Consider the following 19,922-nt stretch of genomic DNA (forward strand, 5'->3'; position numbering starts at 1 on the left):
CTCCCCCTCTCTCCTATCGCTCTGCCACGGCATGGCCCGTTCCCATAAAACGCTCCAGCTCCTCGGTAGTAGGCAATCCTTCGATATCCCCGTGAAACGTCACACAGCGCGCTCCGACTGCATTGGCGATCGTGGCTGCTTCACGCAGGCTGCGCCCACGGATGATAGAGGTCAGGAATCCCGCCGCGAAGCCATCTCCCGCTCCGACCGTATCCACCACCGTATCCACCAAAAAGCCTGGAATGTGCGTGTATTCCCCCTTTTCCAACAGCAGACATCCTTGATCGCCCAGCTTGATCAAGGTGACAGGCACGCCAAGCTCCAGCAGGCGTTTTTTCCAGATCTCCCGGTCATCTGTCTGCAGGAGGAGCGTCAGTTCATTCTCCCCCGGCAAAAAGTAATCACAGAGCGACGCGACATCCAAGAGAACTTCGCGCGCTTCTTCGGCTGTCCACAGCTTGAGCCGGATATTGGGGTCAAAACTGACTTTGGTTCCATTGCGTCTGGCGATCTCAATCGCACGGTACATCATCTTCCGGCAGCTGTCACTGAGCGCAGGGACGATTCCCGTGAGGTGCAGGATGGAAGCTTGGGCGATATAAGCCTCATCCAGCTCGGACGCTTGAAACTGACTGAACGCCGAGCCTCTTCTGTAAAAGTAGACATTCGGATTGCCCGCTGCTTTCAGCTCCTTGAACATCACGCCCGTCGGATAGGCACTGTCAAAGACAACGCGTGATGTGTCGACACCTTCTCCGCGGATTTTTTTAAGCAGATACGTGCCGAAGGGGTCCTTGCCCAAGCGGCTGAACCACCCGACGGAAGCCCCAAGTCTGGCCGCTCCAATCGCTACATTGGACTCTGCACCGCCGATGGAGCGCAGGTAGGTCACTGCGTCTTCGAGTGAGCCGATCTGTGTGGGTGTGAGGAGAACCATGCTTTCTCCGTAGGTTACGATATCTGGCATATCTATCACTTCCTTTTCTGTCTGTGGGCTGTTGGTGTCCGATTCTTCATGAAAATGATCGGGTCGTTACAGGAAACCCTGTAACAGCAGCCACGGCTATTACAGGGTTGTTTGGACTTGTTTACAGGAGTTTACCGGCTCCCGCATTCGCTTTTACCACTGTTGGAACATTCGATGTCGGGTCGATCGTATTGTACAGGGTTGGTGTCCAGCCGACATCGGTGCTAAGCGGTGTTGACGCGGTCGAGTTGTAGGCTTGCACGAAGCTTTTCGAGGTGCCATTGAGCATCGTGCCGGATTCGTAGATTGCGGTTCCTTTTAACACAGAGATCAGCTTAGCTGCGTCAAAACCTGAGTTCATATCGAAGTAGTTGTTCTGTGCATAGATTTTGGACTGATAGCCTACCCCGATCGAGTAGATGTAGTGTGTGTTGCCCACGTTGTTGTAGTAGTTGTTGTACAGATGAATCTGACCGTAGCGTACGCGCGGGGCACGTTCTACCACGTTTTGATAGTAATTGTGGTGGAAGGTGATGCGCAGCTTGCCAGCGTCAGCGGTGGTGCTGTCGGAGGAGCCGATCAGATTGGTTTTGCCGTGGTTGCTGAAGTGGTTGTAGGAGACGGTGATCAGGTCGGCTTGGTTTTTCGCGTCGAGCAGACCGTCGTGGTGCTGGAATTCACGGCCATAGTAGGTGCCATTCATGCTGTCTGGACGGCTGCCGTCGTTGAAGGAGCAGTGGTCGATCCAGATGTTAGTTGCACCATCGAGGGTGATGTTATCGTATTGAGAGTTCCAGTTGCCGGTTGAGCCGTCTGTCGGGTCCCATTGTGGGAAATAATCATAGGAATCCTGGAAGGTAATATTGCGGATGATCACATTGGTTGATTTTTTGAGCATCAGATTGCCGCCGACGATCTTCGCATCGGTACCAAGACCGATCAGGGTGATGTTGGAACCGACATTGATCACGACGCGAGCTGCTTGGTTTTTCTGTGAGCGCAGACGGGCATCTTCAAGTGTGCCTGTTGGTACGGCTTTGCCCCATGTAGCTGGATCGTATTGTTTCACATAGGCTTCAATGGTGTAGGCCGGGTCTCTGTATTGCTCGTATCCCAGTGGATTGTTGTTATCATCCACACTGAGGTTGATCGTACCTTTGACATAGATGATTTTGGGAGTGGTGATAGAGCCGTTGGTCGTGTTATTGCCGCCGAGTGCATTGACCAGCTCTTTGCGGTTGGTAACGGTATAGACTTGGGCTGTGGCAGAGGTGGAGCCACCTGTGGTACCTGTGTAGGAAGCCCAGCCGTCTTTGGCTGCGAGTACTTGACGGCCATAGTCTGCAGCGCTTACCTCGGTTGGCAGTGATACGAACGGTGCGGTCATAAAGGTTGCTGCGAGAAGCATGCTTACATGTTTTTTCATCATTCTTTTCTCCTCCTATCGGCTCATCCAGCCGCCATCTACTGTCAAAATGTGGCCATTCACATAATCAGATGCACGTGAAGCGAGGAAAATCGCGGAACCGACCAGATCATTGGACTCTCCCCATTTGCCTGCCGGGATACGGCCCAGGATCGAGGTGCTTCGGTCAGGGTCTTGGCGCAGCGCTTCCGTATTATTCGTCGAGATATAGCCTGGTGCGATTGCATTTACTTGAACATTCTGACCGGCCCACTCATTGGCGAACGCCTTGGTCAGCCCTGCTACCGCATGCTTGCTCGCAGTATAAGCGGGTACGAGAATCCCGCCTTGAAAAGAGAGCAAGGACGCGATATGGATGATCTTTCCTTCTTTGCGCGCAAGCATCGGGCCTGCGACCAGCTGTGTCAGGAGGAACAGCGAGGTCAGGTTAGTATTGATCACCTGATCCCAATTCTCTCTGGAGTATTGCTGGGCTGGCTCACGGCGGATGATGCCCGCGTTGTTGACCAGAATATCAATCTGGGTACGCTCTACGAGAGGTGCGACCACCGATTCTACCTGATCGGGATCAGACAGGTCGGCGAGCACGGTCTGGTAGCTGCGTCCGGCGCGGCTGACCAGCTCCTCTGTCTCTTGCATGTTATCCTGGTGACCGAGCAGGATGACATCGGCCCCCGCCTCTGCCAAGCCTACTGCAATCGCCTGCCCGATCCCGGTTCTGGCTCCCGTGACGAGAGCTGTTTTGCCTTCCAGTGAAAAGAGCTGTTGAATCAAATCCATCTGATCGTCTCCTTCCTACCGCAGATCGTCCATCGCGACAGCGTCCATGTCTGTGAACGTATAGTTCTCACCCGCCATCGCCCAGATGAAGGTGTAGTTGCTTGTGCCGACACCGGAGTGAATCGACCAGCTTGGGGAGATGACGGACTGCTCGTTTTTCACGACGAGGTGACGGGTCTCATGCGGCTGTCCCATGAAGTGCATCACTCTGTCATTCTCCGCCAGATCAAAATACAGATAGACTTCCATCCGGCGGTCGTGGATATGCGCTGGCATGGTGTTCCACATGTTGTTCGGCTCAAGCACGGTAATCCCAAGCATCAGCTGGCAGCTCTTGATGCCGTCTGCATGGATGTATTTGTAGATGGTGCGGCGGTTGGACTTGTCGTCAGAGCCGAGTCGGTTCGGTTCTGCTTGGTCAATCCCCTGCAGCTGGGTCGGATATTCCTTGTGTGCCGGGCAGGAGACGAAGTAGAAGCGGGTCGGATTGGACGGGTCTTGGCTGTGGAACTTGACGTCTTGTTTGCCGAGCCCGATGTAGAGGCAATCCATCTTGTTCAGGTGGAACGCTTCCCCGTCTACAGTCACGTATCCGGCAGGGCCGATATTGACGACACCGATCTCTCTGCGCTCGAGGAAAAAGCCTGTTTTGAGTGTGTCGGCGGCTTCTAGAGCCAAGCCTTCTTCAGTCGGAACCGCACCGCCGATCACCATACGGTCATAGTGGCTGTACACCATGCTGACTTGATTGGTTTGGAACAGGTCTTCGATGAGAAAGTCGCGGCGCAGGCGATCGGTTGTATATTGTTTGGCATCTTCTGGATGTGCTGCATGTCTGATTTGCATGAATGAAGTACCTCCTAGTATTTGAAATCTTCCCGCTGTGGGGTAAAGATATCGACAATGATGGAATCCTCAAGCGCTACTACACCGTGCACGGCATTGGACGGAATATAGACGCTGTCCCCTTGTTTGATGACGGTGATGGTGCCGTCCAGTTGGAATTCAAAGCTGCCTTTGGCGATATAGCTGATCTGTTCATGCGGATGAGAATGGAGATTCCCTACGGCATCCTTTTCAAAGGTGACTTCGGTCATCATCAGACCGCCTTGGTGTGCCATTAATTTACGTGTAACGCCAGGCTCCGCTGGTGTTACTTCTGCTTCATGACCCAGTACGAACATGGAATGGATCTCTCCTTTTTTCTATGGATTCATATCGATGAGATAGAGGTTGATCTTGCCGTCGCGGTCGGATGCGTACAGAATCTTGCTGTTATCCCAACTAAATGTTGGGTGACAATGCGTCTGTTGGGTGTACCAGGAAGTCTGGTGCGTACACAACGTTTCGATAGTAGGTTTATCACCACCGAGATGGATCAGCACAAGGTCTTCTACTTCATCGCCAACGAGCAGGGTGTTGTCGTTGTTGGCGTGATAGTGATTGCAATAGTACGGCAGGTCGATGATGGACAGCACTTCCCCGTTCTTGTCGGCGAATCCGATATACGGGATCTGGTCAGACTCGACGTGTGTGACGATTGCTTGTGTTTTGTCAGAGGTGATCGTGCCGTCATGACCTTTGCGGCGGTTGTCGAAGAAGACATTGCCGTCACTCGTCCAGAACTCGTGGCCGACACAGTCGTCTTCCTCTTGGCGGAAGCAAGGCTTCACCTTACCCGTGGTGATATCAAGCAGCCAGATGCGCTGGTGTACGAGATTCCATGGGCCTTCGTGGCAGAACATCGCGAGGTTGCTGTCATCTGGGGCGAATTGGAAGTGGCCGAGCCAGTGGGTATCTTCGAACACGTCGAACACTCTGCCGTCTTCGAGGTCGATCAGCGTGATCCAGCCTTTTTTGATGGCGTACATCGTTTCTTTGAACCCGGAGTAGTTCGCGCCGCGTTTGATCGGTACGTTTTCGTTGCGGGCCAGACCGATATACTTTTTGTTTGGGGACAGGAAAGGATGGCCGAGATGGACATCGCCTTTTTCCTCGTAGACGACGGTGGTCTCATTGGTTCTGGTGTTGTGCAGCTTGATCTGCTTGCCTGTCACATAGACGACCAGCTCACTGTCTGGTGATTTGGTATGAGAGGTCGGGATGATCCCTTCTGCTTCGTCTGTTACCTGTGTGATGATCCCGGTGTTGAGATCCATCTTGAACATGTTGTAGATCTCAGGGGTATCTGACGCTCGGTCTGACAGGAAGTAGATTTCCTGATCCCCTGTGGTAAAAGAGTTATCCGTAAAATACAGATGATAGTTGTTGGAATCGCCCGAAGTCAGCTGGATCACGGTTCGTCCTGTTTTTTCATCTGCATATCGTTTCAGTTCGGACGGATATTGTTTTCCGATCAATGGTTCCACCTCACTCATTATTTCTTGTTGATATGTTGCTCGTATTGCTTCTTGGATTTCTCCATCGCGGCTGCCCATTCATTCAGGAATTCTTCGACCGTGTTCTTGCCGCTCATCACCGCTTGCAGACCCGGGTCTACGACTTGGTCGAGGATCGAGCGGTAGTCTGGTGTATATACGGATGGATAGTAGTAGAGGGTGTTCGGGTCATTGAGCACCTTGACCGCCTCTTGGATGTGCTGGGCATTCTTGAACCAATCTTCATTGATCGCATCCTCATGGGTAGGCAGCTGGCCGATCTGCTTGTTCCAGTAGCTTTGGCTTGGTGCAGAGGCGAGGAAGCTGATGAATTTCCATGCTTCATCCGGATGCTTGGTCGTTTTGAAAATGCTGTAGCCATTGGTATTGAAACCTTCTACCACGTAGTTGCCGTTGAGCGATTTCGGGAAGGCCAGGGCGGCGTACTGCTCAGGCTTTAGGGATTTGCTGTGTTCGCCGTACGAGCCGATGTTATGCTGGATCATCGCGACGGCACCGGTATCGAAGCCTGCGACCATTTCCTTGTAGCCGTTGGTGATATCACTCTCAGGCGTATACGTTTTGTAGAGGCCGAGATATTTTTTCATGAACTCTACATGCTTCGGATCGTTGATCGTCGATTTGCCGCTGGCGTCGAAATAGTCGGTGATCCCGGAGTACGCATACATCAGGCGTTGCAGCTGGAAGGAGCCGCCTTTGCCGCCGCGGATGCTGAAGCCGTAACGGTTTTTGCTCTTGTCTGTCATTTTTTCAATGCCAGCGAAGAAATCATCCCATGTCACAGGTGGTGTCACCCCTGCTTCTTTGTACCAGTCGGCACGGTACCAGAGGTTATCGAGGTTGGTCGTATTTGGGATTTGGTAGAGCTTTTTGTCCTGGACAACATCACGGTTGGACTGAATCGCTTGCTTGTTGAGTTTGTCCTTCTCGCTCCATTGGTCAAAATACGGGTCCATCGGCAACAGCGCACCACGGATCGTGAAATCAGCCAGCCACGTGGTCTGTACGCCCCCTACGTCTGGGAGGTCTTCGGCTGCGATGGCTGCGTCGTATTTTTGCTTGGCTGATTTGTTGGGCATCCCCACGTACTCGACGTCAATCGTTAGGTTCGCCTCTTCGAACTGTTTGATCAGCTCTTCATAAAAAGGTGTGCGCTGTGGGCCAGCATTCTCATCCCAGAAGACGATGGTGACCTTCTCTCCTGGCTTGGTCTGGCTGCCCGCTCCGTCCGTGATCACGGTCTGATCGGTGGTGTTGCCGCAGCCAGCGAGCATTAAGGATGTAGCGATGGTAGAAGTTAAGATGATATGGACTTTTTTGGACATGGTGTCAGTACCCCCTTTTTGATAGGCAAAATGATGATGTGTCGGTGACTCTTATCCTTTTACAGCTCCACCCAGACCGTTGACCAGATAGCGCTGGGCATAGGCGAACATCAGGATGGCTGGTACTAAGGCGATCACAGAGCCTGCCGCCAGTGCGCCGTAGTTGACATTGAACTCACCCATCATGTAGCTCAGCCCGATAGGAAGTGTGAAGTTCTCTTCTTGGTTGGTCAGCATGAAGGCGAACAGGAACTCGTTCCAGACGTGGATGAAGGTGAATACCCCTGTCGCTACGAGACCAGGCAGCACAGCTGGAATGACGATATAGAAGATCACCTGTAAGCGGTTACAACCATCCACCATCGCAGCCTCCTCCAGCTGCTTTGGTACACCGGAGATAAAGCCATTCATCAAGACGGAGTTAAACGGCAACTGAAATGTTGTATACGTGATAATCAATGAGAGCGGATTACTGATTAGGCCCAGACTCTTAAAGATGATAAACAACGGTATAATCAGCATGGCAGCCGGTACGAACTGTGTACACAGAAGCAACAGAAGAAACGCGGACTTGCCTTTAAACTGATAACGGCTCAGCGCATACCCGACCAATGTCGCGAAGATGACGACGAAGAATACGGTACAGGCGGCAATCATCAAGCTGTTGACAAAATAATTGGAGAACCCGACGTTGTTCCATGCGACCCAGAAGTTATCAAAGGTAATGGAGCTTGGGATATACTCGGTCGGGGTTTTGACGATGTCCCCTTCGTGCTTCAGTGCGGTATTGATCGTCCAATAGAACGGAAACAAGGTGAATACCATCGTTAGCAGCAGTGGCAGATACAGGACAAAAAATCTGTCCAGCTTTCGGTTCCAACTCATTCTTCTCCCTCCCTTTCAAAACGGCTCACTTTCAGATAGACCACGGCAAAGGCAAGCAGGATTCCGAAGGCGACTACTGTCAAGGCAGAACCGTAGCCGAAGTTATTGGCATGGATCGCTTGCTCTGCGACGTACATGGTCATCGTTGTCGTCGAGTGAGCAGGTCCGCCGCCCGTCAGGTTGAAGATCAGCTCGACGTTGTTAAACTCCCAGACGGTACGTAGCAGGGTGGTCAGTACGATCGTATTTTTCAGGTGTGGCAGTGTGATGTAGAGGAAGGTCTTGAAGCGGCTTGCTCCATCCACTTTGGATGCCTCATACAACTCTTCCGGAATCGCTTGCAGGGCAGCCAGGATCGTGATCGCAAAAAACGGAATCCCTCTCCACAGCTCTGCGACGATGACCGACGCGAAAACGGTTTCAATATTGGCCAGCCAAGCGATCTTCTGATCAATCAAGCCAAAGCGGAGCAGCAGGTCATTGATGACACCCATGTGCTCGTTGTACATCAGGGACCACATCACCGATGTCAATACACCTGAGATCGCCCAAGGCGTGAAAGCCGCCGCCCGAAAAAACGTCCGGAAGCGGAAGGTTTGATTCAAAAGAAGTGCAATCAACGTCCCGGCCACCAGCTGCATGGACACCTGTGAGATGACCCACTTCGCCGATACCCACAGACTGGCGAAGAATTGCGGGTCTTGTGTGAAGATTCGCACGAAGTTGTCCAGACCGGCGAATCCGTTGTAGTAAGGTTGACTTGCATCATAGTTTTGCAGGCTGTAATAGAATACATTGCCTAGTGGATAAAACAAAAACGCGACAATCAACACAATGGCTGGAGATATGAACAGGTAGGGGATCCACTTATCATAGTCTGTTCTTCCTTTTCCACTTCTTGGAGTAGAGTGAACATTCAGGTTGGATTCTTCCTGTAATGGCAGATCATTTGGCATTCGATCACCCTTTCTGCTTGATGTACCTTTATTGTAAGGATTGGCAGGGGTGAACTGAATGTAATATCTTTATGGAAACGTTTTATATTTTTAACTGTTTCTTTATTGTTTCTTAAAATCTGCCGGAGAAATTCCCGTATATTTCTTAAAGCAGACGCTGAAATACTGTGGGTTGCTGTAACCTACCTGCTCGGCGACCTCATAGGTTTTGAGCGGCTGGGTGCGGAGCAGCTCCATCGCTTTTTTCATGCGGATCTCTAAGAGGTAGTCAGAGAAATTGATCTTCTGCTCCTGCTTGAACAGGATGCTCAGATAAGTCGGTGTGATATGTACGGCCTTGGCTACTTCTTGTAGGGACAGCCCGTCTTTGGCATAGTGGGTCTCGATATAGCGGACGGCAGTCTCGACAATCCCGTTTTTTTGGCTTTCGCGCTGTGCATTGACGAAGTAAGCGATATCGACAGAAACCTGCTTCACCTTCTCTACGATCTCATCAATCGTCTGGAGACGGTGAATCTCGTCATAATGGGTGTGCAGCTCATCCCGGTGATTCTGCTCGACTTCACGGAACAACAGAAAGATCATCTGGATCGCCAGCACCTGCACCTGATAGAGCGAGATATACTCCTGCTGGATCAGAGTCGCGCGAAAATTATCCAGCAGCGTGATCACGTCTTGGGTGAGTCCGAGCTTCACCTTTTGGATGAGGTCATTCTCGATCTCGTTCACTTTGGTCTCAGCTTGGGTCGGTGACTCTTTTGACGGCAGTGCGGTGGTGTCTTCGGTCGTATAGACCTTGTCCTTGCCCATGATGTGGCGGTATTCGATGGCTGAGCAGGCTTCTTGATAGGAAGCGGCGATCCCAGTGTGATCCTGATAGATGCCGCCGCGCGCGATGCTGACAGTAGTCTGGAGGAACTGCCGGACATTGGCACGGATCTCCTCGATGGTCTCCTGCATGTGCTGGGCAATATTTTCTTGGTCAGAATAGATGATCAGAATCTCGTCACCTTGATTATCAAACGTAACGCCCCGCCCATCCCGCTGGATCGTTTCTTGGCAGATGTTGAGGATACAGTATTTTAAGACGTCTTTGTCCAAGTCTTGGCCTTGTTCGTTGTCCTGCTCTTTGTCCCTGTCCTTGTCCGTGGATGACATCTGGTAGTAGTCATCCACCTTGACGATCAGGACGGCATAGTGCGAGTGATCCAGCGTAAGACCCAGGAACTCTTTTTCCCGCTCAAAATCCTCTGCCTTCACCTGATTGTGGATCAGATCGGTCAGGAAGCGGTGTCTGAGATACGGCAGGCCGGCCCGCAGATTCTGCTCTACCTTGCGCTCATTGGTCCACTCGGCGGATGCCTGCTTGACCTTTTCCAGCAAAATGGCTTTATCGACCGGCTTGAGCAGATAGTCGAACGCCTTGATCTTGATCGCTTCCTTGGCATAGTGAAAATCCTCGTAGCCAGTCAGCAGAATCACCTTGGTGTCAGGAGACGTCTCCTTGACCGCCCCCGCCATCTGAAGCCCGTCCATGAACGGCATTTTGATATCAGAGATGACGATATGTGGCTTGTGCTCCTCAATCACACGAAGACCATGCTCCCCGTCACTGGCCTCGCCTACGATCTCAAAACCGTGTGTGTTCCACGGTATGCTGTTGGAAATCCCCCGGCGGATAATCCGGTCGTCGTCTACAATCACAATTTTATACATATCTACACCATCCCCCTATGTAATTGGAATGACTATTGTCACGGTTGTGCCTTGTTCTGACTCACTCTCGATCTGTAATCCATACTCCGTGCCATAGTGCAATTGAATCCGCTCATGTACACTGCGCATCCCAAAGCCGATCACGGTGCCGGTGCCGTTCTGACGGTTGGCGAAGTCCTGTCTGATGCTGGCGAGCCGCTCAGGGCTGATCCCATTGCCGTTGTCTTGTATGATGAAGCGGATCTGATTCTCTTCCCGGTATCCTCTGACCTGCAGCAGGCCCCTCCCCCGCTTCTGCTTGACGCCGTGGTAGATGGCGTTCTCGATGATCGGCTGGAGGGTCAGCTTGATGATCTGACACGTAATGATCTCAGGGTCGACCTCTACCTCATACGAAAAATCGTCGCCATACCTCATCTCCTGGATAAACAGATAGTTCTCGATATGCTCGATCTCTTCGCGGATGGTGATGATCTCTTTTCCCCTGCTGATCCCGATCCGGAAAAAATGAGAGAGGGCGGTCACCATCGCGCTGGCATCTTCATTGAGCCCCATATCACAAAGCCCCTTGATCGAATAGAGAGTATTATAGAGAAAATGTGGGTTGATCTGGGCCTGCATGATCGCCAGCTCCAGCTGCCGCTTGGTCTCCTGTTCGTACTGGATCTGTTCGAGCAGTTGATTCACCTGTCCGCTCAGATCAGCAAAGCCGTGATAGAGCATGTTGATCTCGCTCGGCGCCTTCTGCTGGAGCATCTGTTCCAGCTCGGTTTTGGAAAGCGTTTTTGGAACCGTTTTCAGATTCTCGACGAGCAAGGTAATCGGCTTCGTTGCATGTCTGGCCAGTATATTTGCCAGAAACAGGGCAATGATGATCAGCACGCTGACCACGAACAGGATCGTGAATTTGAAGTTGTTGCTGTTCTGGAAGACCTGCTCCTCTGGAAATACAGCGGCTACCTTCCATTTATTGATGCGGAGCGTATCATAGATCACGATCATCTTTTTGCCATGCGGCTTCCAGAACTCGAACTTGCCTTGTTCCTGCTCCAGATCCTGAAGATGCGAGATCACTTCATCATTGGGCCGGTATTCCTCACGCACGTCTTTGAATGAAATCATTCCTTCCGGGTTGACGAGCATCAGATAGCCGTTCTCCCCCATGACCGGATGATCGAGAATCTTGCGGAAAAAATCCTGACGCAGATGAAACAGAATGATGCTGTTCTTGTCGGAGTTCTCTTTCCCGGTCATTTTATAGAAGCTGATCACTTTGTTTTGGTCCCATGGGTTACTGAAAATCGTATCATTATGCAGCGTACGCCAATAAAAATCATGCTGATTCCCACCGAGCCGCTGCCAGTATTCGTTATAAGGAAACTCCTTCTGTTTGATCGAACCCTCGCTCTTGGCCAGCACGAAGGAACCGTTATGGAGGTTGACCAGAATCGAATCAATGATCGGAGAATAAAAGGAATAAATCCGGTTGAGGTGACTGTTGATCCGCACATAATCATCCGGCTCGACCTGAGACGGCTGCTTGGCGAGGATGGACAGCATATCCGAATGATTCGTCAGCGTGACCAATTGTTCAAAAATATCAGATAGATGCGTGTCCATGTAGATCCTTGATTGGACGAGGCTTTCTCCGATATTCTCGTATGTATTTTCCTCAAGGTGACTCGAGGACAGCTGGTAGGAGATGATGCCTGTGATCACGATGAAAAAGATGATAATCGGCAGATAGATCCGCAAGATCGAGGATTGATAGGAAAAAGGCATATACGTTTTGGTGTTCCCAGGTATGATTTTGTTCAATCGTGCAGGAATAGTGGCTCTCCCCTTCCTTATCGTAGAAAAATGGCTCTGGTTGGTGTCCGGGTGTATAACTCACCAGTTATGCAATCACTGAAAAGTAATCGCTTACATATAGAAGGTAAAAACTATCATAATTTGGATAGGTTACCCAGGACAATGTAATTTTTTATGAAAAAGGTTTGTTATTTTATGGTTTTATGTAGGTTTTTGTAAAACACCTTACTTTGATTCGGCGTGGGAGATTATTTTCCTCTATATGGATGTCGATTGAACCATCCAGTAAAGATACCTGTTCCTATTCGTTTTGGGATAATGAAACAAAAGTCACAGATACTAACGGTAACCATGTATGTGGAGGTAATCAACCATGATGTGTGGCACCACAGAAGCGATCCCATCCCCCCCAAAACGTCTGGGACTGGCCTTGTCTGGCGGTGGATTCCGCGCTTCTTTTTTCCATATTGGCACGTTAGCCCGAATGGCCGAATTAAGACTGCTCAAGCATCTTGAAGTGATCTCGACCGTATCCGGCGGCTCGATCATTGGAGCACTGTATTATATCCACGTGAAAAAACGATTGGAACAAAAGTCGGATCAGGAGTTGACCGATGCGGATTATGTAGAGATCGTCAAAGAGATCGAGGAGCAGTTCCTCTCTGCTGTGCAGAAGAATATCTACATGCACACGTTCGTCAATCCGCTGAAAAATATCAAGATGTGTCTGCCTTGGTACTCTCGGAGTGACTATATTGGAGAACTATATGACCGCTATCTGTACCGCCCTGTTCTTGCTCCCGGCAGTGACGAGATCATTCAGATGCGCAACCTAAAAATTCAACCCAAAGGGGAACCCCCGAATTTTAACCCGCTGAAAGGAAACCCGAACCGTACGCATAAAGTCCCAATCCTGCTCCTCAATTCGACTACCCTTAACACCGGGCATAACTGGCGTTTTGAAGCATCGACGATGGGGCTTCCGCCCAGATGGAGTCAGTACGAACGGGAGATGGATAAAAACAACCGCTACGTCCGTCCAGCCAGCTATGACCTGCTTACGGAAAAGCTGAAAAACATCGGACTGGGTCACGCTGTAGCCGCCTCTGCCTGTGTACCGGGGATTTTTCCACCGATGTCGATTAGCAATATGTATGTCAACGGAATCCGGGTCCAGCTTGTCGATGGCGGCGTACATGATAATCAAGGCATTCAGGGGCTCTTAGACCCGCGTCATGAATGCACCCATATCATCGTCAGTGATGCCTCCATACAGATGGAGGATGTCAATAATCCGCCGACCAACCTGCTGGCCGTGCTGTCCCGTACCAGCAGCTCCTTGATGGACCGGGTGCGCGAGGAAGAGATCTCCCGCTTGACGACGATCAAGAAGCATGTCGCCTTCCTACACCTGCGCAAAGGGTTGCCGGTCAAGCGCATCCCTTATCTCGATCCAGAGGGCATTCCTTCTTTTGAAACGGAAGAACGCCCCATTGTGATCAAAGATAATGAACCCCCGTCAGAGAACTTCCATGTCCACCATGAAGTGCAAAGCGTCCTCTCCAACATACGTACCCATCTGGATTCCTTTACCGATCAAGAAGCCTATTCCCTCATGCTGGATGGCTACCTGATGGGCAGGGAGGAGATCGCTCCTGTTGCCCATGATCTGGCTCCACAGAATCCTCCATTCCCAGCGCAGCCGTGGCGGTTCCGTATCATGGAAGACTTGGTCCAACAGCCAACCCAGGAATACCTGCAAAAACTGCGAGTGAGCAGCAGGTTTTTTCTTAAGAGCTACCATGTCAGCGGGTGGGCCAAACTGATCACGCTGCTGGTTCCCGTCCTGCTGTATTTGATTATCTATGAATTGCTGTCCCGATTTCTGCATATCACCTTCTTCATCACCATGACAATCGGGCAGTTGTTTCTCGTGGTCATGGGAACGCTCCTCGTCATCGGGCTGTTCTCGGCGCTGCTCCATTGGCTGAAGCAAAAAATACCGCCACTGCATTGGATTACGCAGGGAGTGTTGAATGTGGTGAATTTTTTCGCAGCTGTTCCCGTGAGTCTGTTGATGGCGGTATTGGTGCAGGTAGATTTGCTGATCTATGACCCGATCTTTTTGCGAAAAGGACGGGTTAGACGTGCAGAGAAACCGCATCATGATGTGACGACCTATGCTAGTGGGAAAGCTCCACTCTCCCCATTCAGGCGAAAAGCCAGAGGAAAGTAAAAGCAAAAGCTGGTTGCCCTAACCGTTGGGGAAACCAGCTTTTTTACATGTCTCTGCTCTATTGTTCTCTATTGGGAGGTCATTTCCGTGTTCCTACGGATTAGCGCCCTGCGCCGGTACCTGACCGTGCCGAGCTTTTCAGCATCGCGAGCGCATCGTTCTTCTCCTGATACGCTAAGCGCTTATAGACACCCACTTGAACGTCAGACGAGTTACGGTAGAAGCGCTTCATCACTTTGCCCGAAAGACCCAGTCGGACAGCCTCACGACCAACCATTTTATTAACGGTTTCGCCCCGCTTCCGCTTAATCGAATACGCAGGAACCACACGAGAGCGTTCTTGATAAACCGCATTAATAATTTGTTCCTCAGAGCCCCATAGATTAACCATACTAAAGATTTCCACTGCCCCTGTGTCGTTATGCTGAACGGCAGTTGACCAGAGAACATTTTGGAGGGCCAGGCTTTTCTTGTTGATATCAAATCCTTTTTTCTCCTTGAGCTTCTGAGCTGCCGCATCATAGTAGCGATGCTTGGTATAATCGTGCTGGAGTTTGAGAAAAAGCTGTGGGTTACTGCTCCCGATTGCCTTCCATTTCGTGTCAAAGTTCCTGCCGTACCAGCCTCCGTCTGCCTTCTTTGCACTTATGAGCTGCGAGTAGAACGATGGATGATGATGGGACAGCCACTGAAGGAATTCGTCCAAGCTGCGCATCTTAGAGGAAAATTGATAGGCCCCATAGGATTTGCCACCTCGGTCTCCGCGAAGCGTTCCGACGGTGCCTGGGTTTCCATTGGATTCGTACTTAGCCGAAAGCGACCCCAGCTTCATACCATAATTGTTTTGCACAGGTGATGTTCCCGGATTGTTGACAACAGGAGCAGAACCCTGTTGGAGTGGGATGCGCAGAACATGTCCGCTCCGCAACGCTCTCGGGTTTTTGATCTCTGGATTCATTTTGAGCAGAGTCGCCAGCGGGACCCCGTAGCGGCGGGCAATGCCGTACATAGTCTCCCCCGGCTTGATTGTATGCTTGCTGTAATTTGCCTGCCCCGTTCTGTTCGTTGAAGGGTCAGCCGTCTTTTTATGCGGAATGCGAAGTTTTAGACCGGGGCGAATCATTTTCGGGTTCTTGACTTGCGGATTGGCAATGAGCAGGTCTGAGAGCGGAATCCCCTGACGCCGGGCGATGCCATACATGCTCTCCCCTGGTTGGACGGTATGATCACTGAAGCTGACGGCTGCGATGGTTGCAGAAGCTTTGCCGGGACTTGCATTGGTCTTAGGTCGTGGTGGAACAGCTGTGTTAGTCATGGTTGCATTCTCCTTCTTAACGGTTTTGCGGTCTTTGCGATCTTTCCGATCTACAATCACCACGCCATGGACGGGGATGACCTCTTTGTCCACCGCTTTTTTATCGGCGCGGACGGCACCCACCGCCTTGAGGAGTGCCAGATACTCCCCCTGGTAGACAGTCAGACAGCCGATCGACGTAGGCTTGTTCGGATGGTCGCGGTTGAACCCTATGTTAATATTGATCCCTGTGGCGACACCCTGCTGCTTGGCTTGTCCATAGGTAGCGGGAACCGGGGCGCCATCTCTGACACGCAGGGTGGCATACCGGTCGGCATAGAGACCCCCGACGAAGTCGTACACACCTTCTCTTATGGTGGCGACATCTGCCTTTTTCTCGTTGTCGGGCAGTGTGCTGGCATGGACGCTGAGAAAACGGATGCTTCCGCCCTTGATAACAATCGTCATCGCTCCATATCGTCCTTCTGGATGGCTTGGTTGCTTTTTGTCGTAAGAGCCGTCACCTTCGAAGAAAAAGACGAGTGGAGCGTTTTTGTCCAGTTTCAGCTTTTGGGTCACAGCCGGGTGAGTAGCGTATTCATTGACTCGGCTGATGGCCTTTTTCTGTGGTTCGGTCAGCTTGACGCGAGTCGTTTTCAGGAAAGCATCAATCTGTTGCTGATCGATCAGGGTGGAGGAATTGGTTTTACGAGAAGCGAGTGAAAATAAGTTGAACACCATACATTATCCTCTCTCATTGCATCGGAATTCGCAGGGTCAGTCTCTTGGGAACCAACTGATGGTTGGCGATCTCGGGATTTAGTCTGATCAGCTCAGCCATGTCCACACGATATCGCTTAGAGATCCCAGCGAGGGTTTCGCCTGGCTGCATCTGGATCGTGTAGACAGTGGGGTCTTTGAGTAGCTCCAGCTTTTTCCATGTATTCGGACCTACGACACCGTCTGTTTTCAGACCATTGAGCTGCTGCAGGTTGCGTACAGCCGCTTCGGTGCGTGGGCCATAATAGCCATCCATGGGTCCACAATCGAAGCCCCCTGCTTGCAGCATCTGTTGCAAATCACGAACTTTGTGCCCGTAGCATCCAGCTTCGAGTCTCGCTTGTTCTGGTGGCTGTTCCTGCTGTTGGGACTGTGCTTGTGTTGGCGGCTGTTCTTGCTGTTGCTCTGGTTTCATCCTGTCATCGGCCTGTATTTGCTGGATGAATGAATCCCACTTCGCAAGCAACCGGCGGGGACAGTTTTTTCCGTCCCAATGCTTGTGTGGCACGACATTGGTAATCGGGATGTCAAATTGCTTCATTAAATCACGAACCAGTTCAACGGTATTCGCCACGGCCTTCTCGAAATTACAGTCTTCATGCTCACAAATCTCAATGCCGATCGATTGTTGATCCCCTGTGCTGCTCCCTGTATGCCAACCTACTTCATTGGTAAGGAGGCTCTGCACGGCTTCTTTGTCATCCACGGTGAAGTGCCAGGAGATGTTTCGCTGGACGGCTTCCTGTCCCTTCAGATATTCAGCATGACTGCGGGCATTCGCTCCCCTGCGTGTGTTCTCCGTATTATGGATCGTGATATACGTAGGGTGTAAGGGAGTGCCCGGTCGGTTATTAGCCCCCTGTGGAATCAGGTCTGGTATGAATTCGACTCCCACGAAAAAGCCCCCTTTTCTATAAAATCGAGGAATGGGCACCTGTCTATACACATTTTATAGTTCCAAGCCTTGCAAGAAACATCCAGCAAAAAAATGGTATTATTCCTTTTTTATTGGAATTGCATATCCAGACATTTTTGGGAACATCATACCTAGCGAGGTACAAAACAGACGTACAAAGCGATGGAACGTACAGACGGTCATGGCTTTTCTACATAAGACATCAGGAGGTTATCATATGGACCTTTCTCTCGATCAAAACGAACAGATTATCTTGGGCAACGCAGTACGGATTCTCCATCCACAAGCAGAGGAAGATCAGATTATGGATGCAGTGACCCAGGCGATTACCCTCGTGCAAAAAGTGGCACACGAAATGGGAATCACCATTCAGGGCACGGATAGCTATCCATTCCATGATCAGGCCGATTTTGGCTTTTATGATGATCAAAATGCAGGCTCTACTCACGATCAACAGCTTCAGGGAATGCAGGATGACCAAAGCATGCAGGGTTATCAAGGGATGCAAGGGACGCAAGGGATGCAAGACAATCAGGGCATGCAGGGGTATCAAGGCATGCAAAGCTATGGAATGCAGGATGATCAATACCCAGACGACCAGATGGGCATGGCAGGCGGATCTATGGCAAGCGATCTGTTGACACACGATAATTGTCACAAGGTGGTCAGCCTCATGTTCGACAGTGTGATTCCGGCGATCTGTGACAAGCTCCCTCCGCTGCTCCAGACTTCTGTCCAATTCACCTCTAGTATGCTCCGTCATTCGACCACGGATTTCGTTGATCAGCTCTGCTGTGATATTGACCAGAATCAAATGGATGAGTACGGCTACGAAGATGAGTCACAGAATACCAAGCAAGAGTCCTCGAACTGGCTGCAGCTTTTTATGTCGAAAAACCAATAGGCATCAAAAAAAGCGTGTAGAGCAAAGCACCATGGTTCGGTACTTTGTCTACACGCTCAGCTGAGTCAACGCTCATTCAAAACGTATGTAGAGCACATGCAGTTAAGCAGAGGCAGACGGGGTTGACTCCCCTTCTTCGGCTTTTCGTTCTTTGGCCTGATAACCTGACATGGAGATGCGTACATAAACAGCCAGCAGGATTGTGACAGCGGCTGCGATCAGGAGCGGGATTTGGCTGTTGTCCGCGTAACGGTCGAACAGGACACCAAACATCATCTGCCCCAGTGGTGTAGCCGCCATGACCAAGGACGTAATCAAGGACATGACACGGCCGAGCATTTCGCCAGGGGTGTCGTTTTGTACCATCGTGATGCCGACGATGTTAAACGTCGTGATTACCGCTACGATCCCGAAGCCTGACGCAGTGAACAGCCAGAACGGAACGGTTGCGGTGCCAAACTGGCTGGCGAAGGCTGGCCAGATGACCGCGCCTGCTGTGGTCAGGAAGAGACCAGACAGCATGATCGCGTAGAAGAATGTGTTTTTGACATCCAGCTTCTTGGTGAATAGACCGACGATGATTGGAGCCATCAGACTGCCTGCCATGATGATCCCTTCACTTAAGCCATACATCTGGTCGGATACTTTGAGCGTCATTTTGGTTACATAGGCGACGCCTACAGTGAAGATGGGCGCGATAAATACGTTGGCTACGAGTGTGGCTGTCAGGAGCTTGTGGAGGTATTTATCACTGCGCAAATAGTTGTACCCTTGCGAAAAGTCGTTGGTGAAGTCCTTGAGGATGCTTCCTGATTGTTCGAGCTTGGCTTGCGGGATGACCATGAACATTTCGAGAAAAGCAACCGCCAGGAAGCTGATCGCATTGATCAGAAGAATCGCTTCCAGTCCCATCGAGGCATAGAGCACGCCTGCAATCACAGGGCCGATCAGGTTGCTCAGGGTCATGATGATGCTGTTGAGAGAGTTGGCTTGTAAAAGCTGGTCCTCTCCCCCTTTGACTAAGGCTGGAATAGAGGCTTGGACGGTTGGCTCATAAAACGCGGTAAACACCGAGAGCAACAACGCACATGCGTAGATCGCGGTCATCGACAGCCCTCCGTCCATAGCCAGGAAGATCATTCCCCCGACGACGATGGCGCTGAGGATATCGAGGATGACCATGATGTTACGTTTGTTATAGCGGTCTGCGATGACTCCCGCGACAGGACCCAAGAGAATCGTTGGGATCAGGGATATCGCGAGAACCGAAGCGAACATGGTGCCCGATCCGGTGGTCGCCAGTACATAGAGGGACAGGGCAAAACGCTGGACGATGCTCCCAAGCAAAGAGATGATTTGCCCGATGATAAGCAGCGTAAAGCTTTTATTGGAAAAAATCGAATTGGTTGTCTGTTCCATTCTGCTCTCCTTTTTCGTGGATTGGGAGCATGGCACATCGGTCGCTGTGTTGCTTGTGACCTTTTGTGCCATGCAAATCCTATGTCATGGTGCGCATCCTACAGTTC

Annotated in this window: 16 protein-coding genes; 2 read left to right on the plus strand and 14 right to left on the minus strand. The window is 51.0% G+C overall.

Features of this window, described 5'->3' with window-relative positions; translation table 11 throughout:
- Window positions 1–13: 13 nt before the first annotated feature.
- From FGI41_RS02755 to FGI41_RS02805, 11 genes are all read right to left on the minus strand, one after another.
- Window positions 14–967, minus strand: coding sequence for a sugar kinase (locus tag FGI41_RS02755; RefSeq protein ID WP_139488408.1), 954 nt, complete (start codon window positions 965–967; stop codon window positions 14–16).
- 121 nt (window positions 968–1,088) lie between these two features.
- Window positions 1,089–2,393 carry a pectate lyase family protein gene (locus FGI41_RS02760; protein ID WP_139489021.1) on the minus strand — a complete coding sequence of 435 codons (1,305 nt, stop codon included), beginning with the start codon at window positions 2,391–2,393 and terminating at the stop codon, window positions 1,089–1,091.
- Window positions 2,394–2,408: 15 nt separating this feature from the next.
- Window positions 2,409–3,173 (minus strand): 2-dehydro-3-deoxy-D-gluconate 5-dehydrogenase KduD, encoded by a 765-nt coding sequence (gene kduD, locus FGI41_RS02765; protein ID WP_139488410.1) that lies wholly within the window; start codon window positions 3,171–3,173, stop codon window positions 2,409–2,411.
- Window positions 3,174–3,188: 15 nt separating this feature from the next.
- Window positions 3,189–4,019, minus strand: coding sequence for a 5-dehydro-4-deoxy-D-glucuronate isomerase (gene kduI / locus FGI41_RS02770; protein WP_139488412.1), 831 nt, complete (start codon window positions 4,017–4,019; stop codon window positions 3,189–3,191).
- Between the two features lie 14 nt (window positions 4,020–4,033).
- Window positions 4,034–4,357, minus strand: coding sequence for a cupin domain-containing protein (locus tag FGI41_RS02775; protein ID WP_139488414.1), 324 nt, complete (start codon window positions 4,355–4,357; stop codon window positions 4,034–4,036).
- Between the two features lie 21 nt (window positions 4,358–4,378).
- Window positions 4,379–5,533 carry an oligogalacturonate lyase family protein gene (locus FGI41_RS02780; protein WP_218015215.1) on the minus strand — a complete coding sequence of 385 codons (1,155 nt, stop codon included), beginning with the start codon at window positions 5,531–5,533 and terminating at the stop codon, window positions 4,379–4,381.
- Window positions 5,534–5,550: 17 nt separating this feature from the next.
- Entirely contained in the window at window positions 5,551–6,897 is a 1,347-nt protein-coding gene (locus tag FGI41_RS02785; protein ID WP_139488418.1) for an ABC transporter substrate-binding protein, read from the minus strand.
- A 51-nt stretch (window positions 6,898–6,948) separates the two neighbouring features.
- Window positions 6,949–7,782, minus strand: coding sequence for a carbohydrate ABC transporter permease (locus FGI41_RS02790; protein WP_139488419.1), 834 nt, complete (start codon window positions 7,780–7,782; stop codon window positions 6,949–6,951).
- Window positions 7,779–8,738, minus strand: coding sequence for a carbohydrate ABC transporter permease (locus tag FGI41_RS02795; RefSeq protein WP_139488421.1), 960 nt, complete (start codon window positions 8,736–8,738; stop codon window positions 7,779–7,781). Before FGI41_RS02795 ends, FGI41_RS02790 begins: the two co-directional genes overlap by 4 nt.
- A 102-nt stretch (window positions 8,739–8,840) precedes the next feature.
- Window positions 8,841–10,454, minus strand: coding sequence for a response regulator (locus FGI41_RS02800; protein WP_139488423.1), 1,614 nt, complete (start codon window positions 10,452–10,454; stop codon window positions 8,841–8,843).
- A gap of 15 nt (window positions 10,455–10,469) precedes the next feature.
- Complete coding sequence (locus FGI41_RS02805) at window positions 10,470–12,236, minus strand: sensor histidine kinase (RefSeq protein ID WP_139488424.1); 1,767 nt, start codon at window positions 12,234–12,236, stop codon at window positions 10,470–10,472.
- Between the two features lie 403 nt (window positions 12,237–12,639).
- Here FGI41_RS02805 and FGI41_RS02810 point away from each other — a divergent pair, with 403 nt between their 5' ends.
- Entirely contained in the window at window positions 12,640–14,502 is a 1,863-nt protein-coding gene (locus FGI41_RS02810) for a patatin-like phospholipase family protein (protein ID WP_139488426.1), read from the plus strand.
- Between the two features lie 100 nt (window positions 14,503–14,602).
- Here the strand turns inward: FGI41_RS02810 and FGI41_RS02815 are convergent, their stop codons facing one another.
- Both FGI41_RS02815 and FGI41_RS02820 read right to left on the minus strand, forming a co-directional pair.
- Window positions 14,603–16,537 (minus strand): LysM peptidoglycan-binding domain-containing protein, encoded by a 1,935-nt coding sequence (locus FGI41_RS02815; protein WP_139488428.1) that lies wholly within the window; start codon window positions 16,535–16,537, stop codon window positions 14,603–14,605.
- Between the two features lie 13 nt (window positions 16,538–16,550).
- Complete coding sequence (locus FGI41_RS02820) at window positions 16,551–17,471, minus strand: N-acetylmuramoyl-L-alanine amidase (protein ID WP_176560094.1); 921 nt, start codon at window positions 17,469–17,471, stop codon at window positions 16,551–16,553.
- Window positions 17,472–17,709: 238 nt separating this feature from the next.
- On the opposite strand from FGI41_RS02820, the gene FGI41_RS24725 reads away from it, so the two are divergent.
- Entirely contained in the window at window positions 17,710–18,396 is a 687-nt protein-coding gene (locus tag FGI41_RS24725; protein ID WP_176560095.1) for a hypothetical protein, read from the plus strand.
- Between the two features lie 102 nt (window positions 18,397–18,498).
- On the opposite strand, the gene FGI41_RS02830 is transcribed toward FGI41_RS24725, so the two are convergent.
- Window positions 18,499–19,887 (minus strand): MFS transporter, encoded by a 1,389-nt coding sequence (locus FGI41_RS02830; RefSeq protein WP_139488433.1) that lies wholly within the window; start codon window positions 19,885–19,887, stop codon window positions 18,499–18,501.
- Between the last annotated feature and the right edge of the window lie 35 nt (window positions 19,888–19,922).

The sequence above is a fragment of the Brevibacillus dissolubilis genome, from assembly GCF_006170445.1.
GTDB lineage: Bacteria > Bacillota > Bacilli > Brevibacillales > Brevibacillaceae > Brevibacillus_B > Brevibacillus_B dissolubilis.

Excerpts from the sequence above, each read along its gene's own strand:
- FGI41_RS02815 (WP_139488428.1), bottom strand. The coding sequence starts at position 16,537 with ATGGTGTTCAACTTATTTTCACTCGCTTCTCGTAAAACCAATTCCTCC.
- kduD (WP_139488410.1), bottom strand. The coding sequence starts at position 3,173 with ATGGATTTGATTCAACAGCTCTTTTCACTGGAAGGCAAAACAGCTCTC.
- FGI41_RS02800 (WP_139488423.1), bottom strand. The coding sequence starts at position 10,454 with ATGTATAAAATTGTGATTGTAGACGACGACCGGATTATCCGCCGGGGG.
- FGI41_RS02805 (WP_139488424.1), bottom strand. The coding sequence starts at position 12,236 with ATGCCTTTTTCCTATCAATCCTCGATCTTGCGGATCTATCTGCCGATT.
- FGI41_RS24725 (WP_176560095.1), top strand. The coding sequence starts at position 17,710 with ATGGACCTTTCTCTCGATCAAAACGAACAGATTATCTTGGGCAACGCA.
- FGI41_RS02795 (WP_139488421.1), bottom strand. The coding sequence starts at position 8,738 with ATGCCAAATGATCTGCCATTACAGGAAGAATCCAACCTGAATGTTCAC.
- FGI41_RS02790 (WP_139488419.1), bottom strand. The coding sequence starts at position 7,782 with ATGAGTTGGAACCGAAAGCTGGACAGATTTTTTGTCCTGTATCTGCCA.
- FGI41_RS02760 (WP_139489021.1), bottom strand. The coding sequence starts at position 2,393 with ATGAAAAAACATGTAAGCATGCTTCTCGCAGCAACCTTTATGACCGCA.
- FGI41_RS02755 (WP_139488408.1), bottom strand. The coding sequence starts at position 967 with ATGCCAGATATCGTAACCTACGGAGAAAGCATGGTTCTCCTCACACCC.
- FGI41_RS02830 (WP_139488433.1), bottom strand. The coding sequence starts at position 19,887 with ATGGCACAAAAGGTCACAAGCAACACAGCGACCGATGTGCCATGCTCC.
- FGI41_RS02785 (WP_139488418.1), bottom strand. The coding sequence starts at position 6,897 with ATGTCCAAAAAAGTCCATATCATCTTAACTTCTACCATCGCTACATCC.
- kduI (WP_139488412.1), bottom strand. The coding sequence starts at position 4,019 with ATGCAAATCAGACATGCAGCACATCCAGAAGATGCCAAACAATATACA.
- FGI41_RS02810 (WP_139488426.1), top strand. The coding sequence starts at position 12,640 with ATGATGTGTGGCACCACAGAAGCGATCCCATCCCCCCCAAAACGTCTG.
- FGI41_RS02775 (WP_139488414.1), bottom strand. The coding sequence starts at position 4,357 with ATGTTCGTACTGGGTCATGAAGCAGAAGTAACACCAGCGGAGCCTGGC.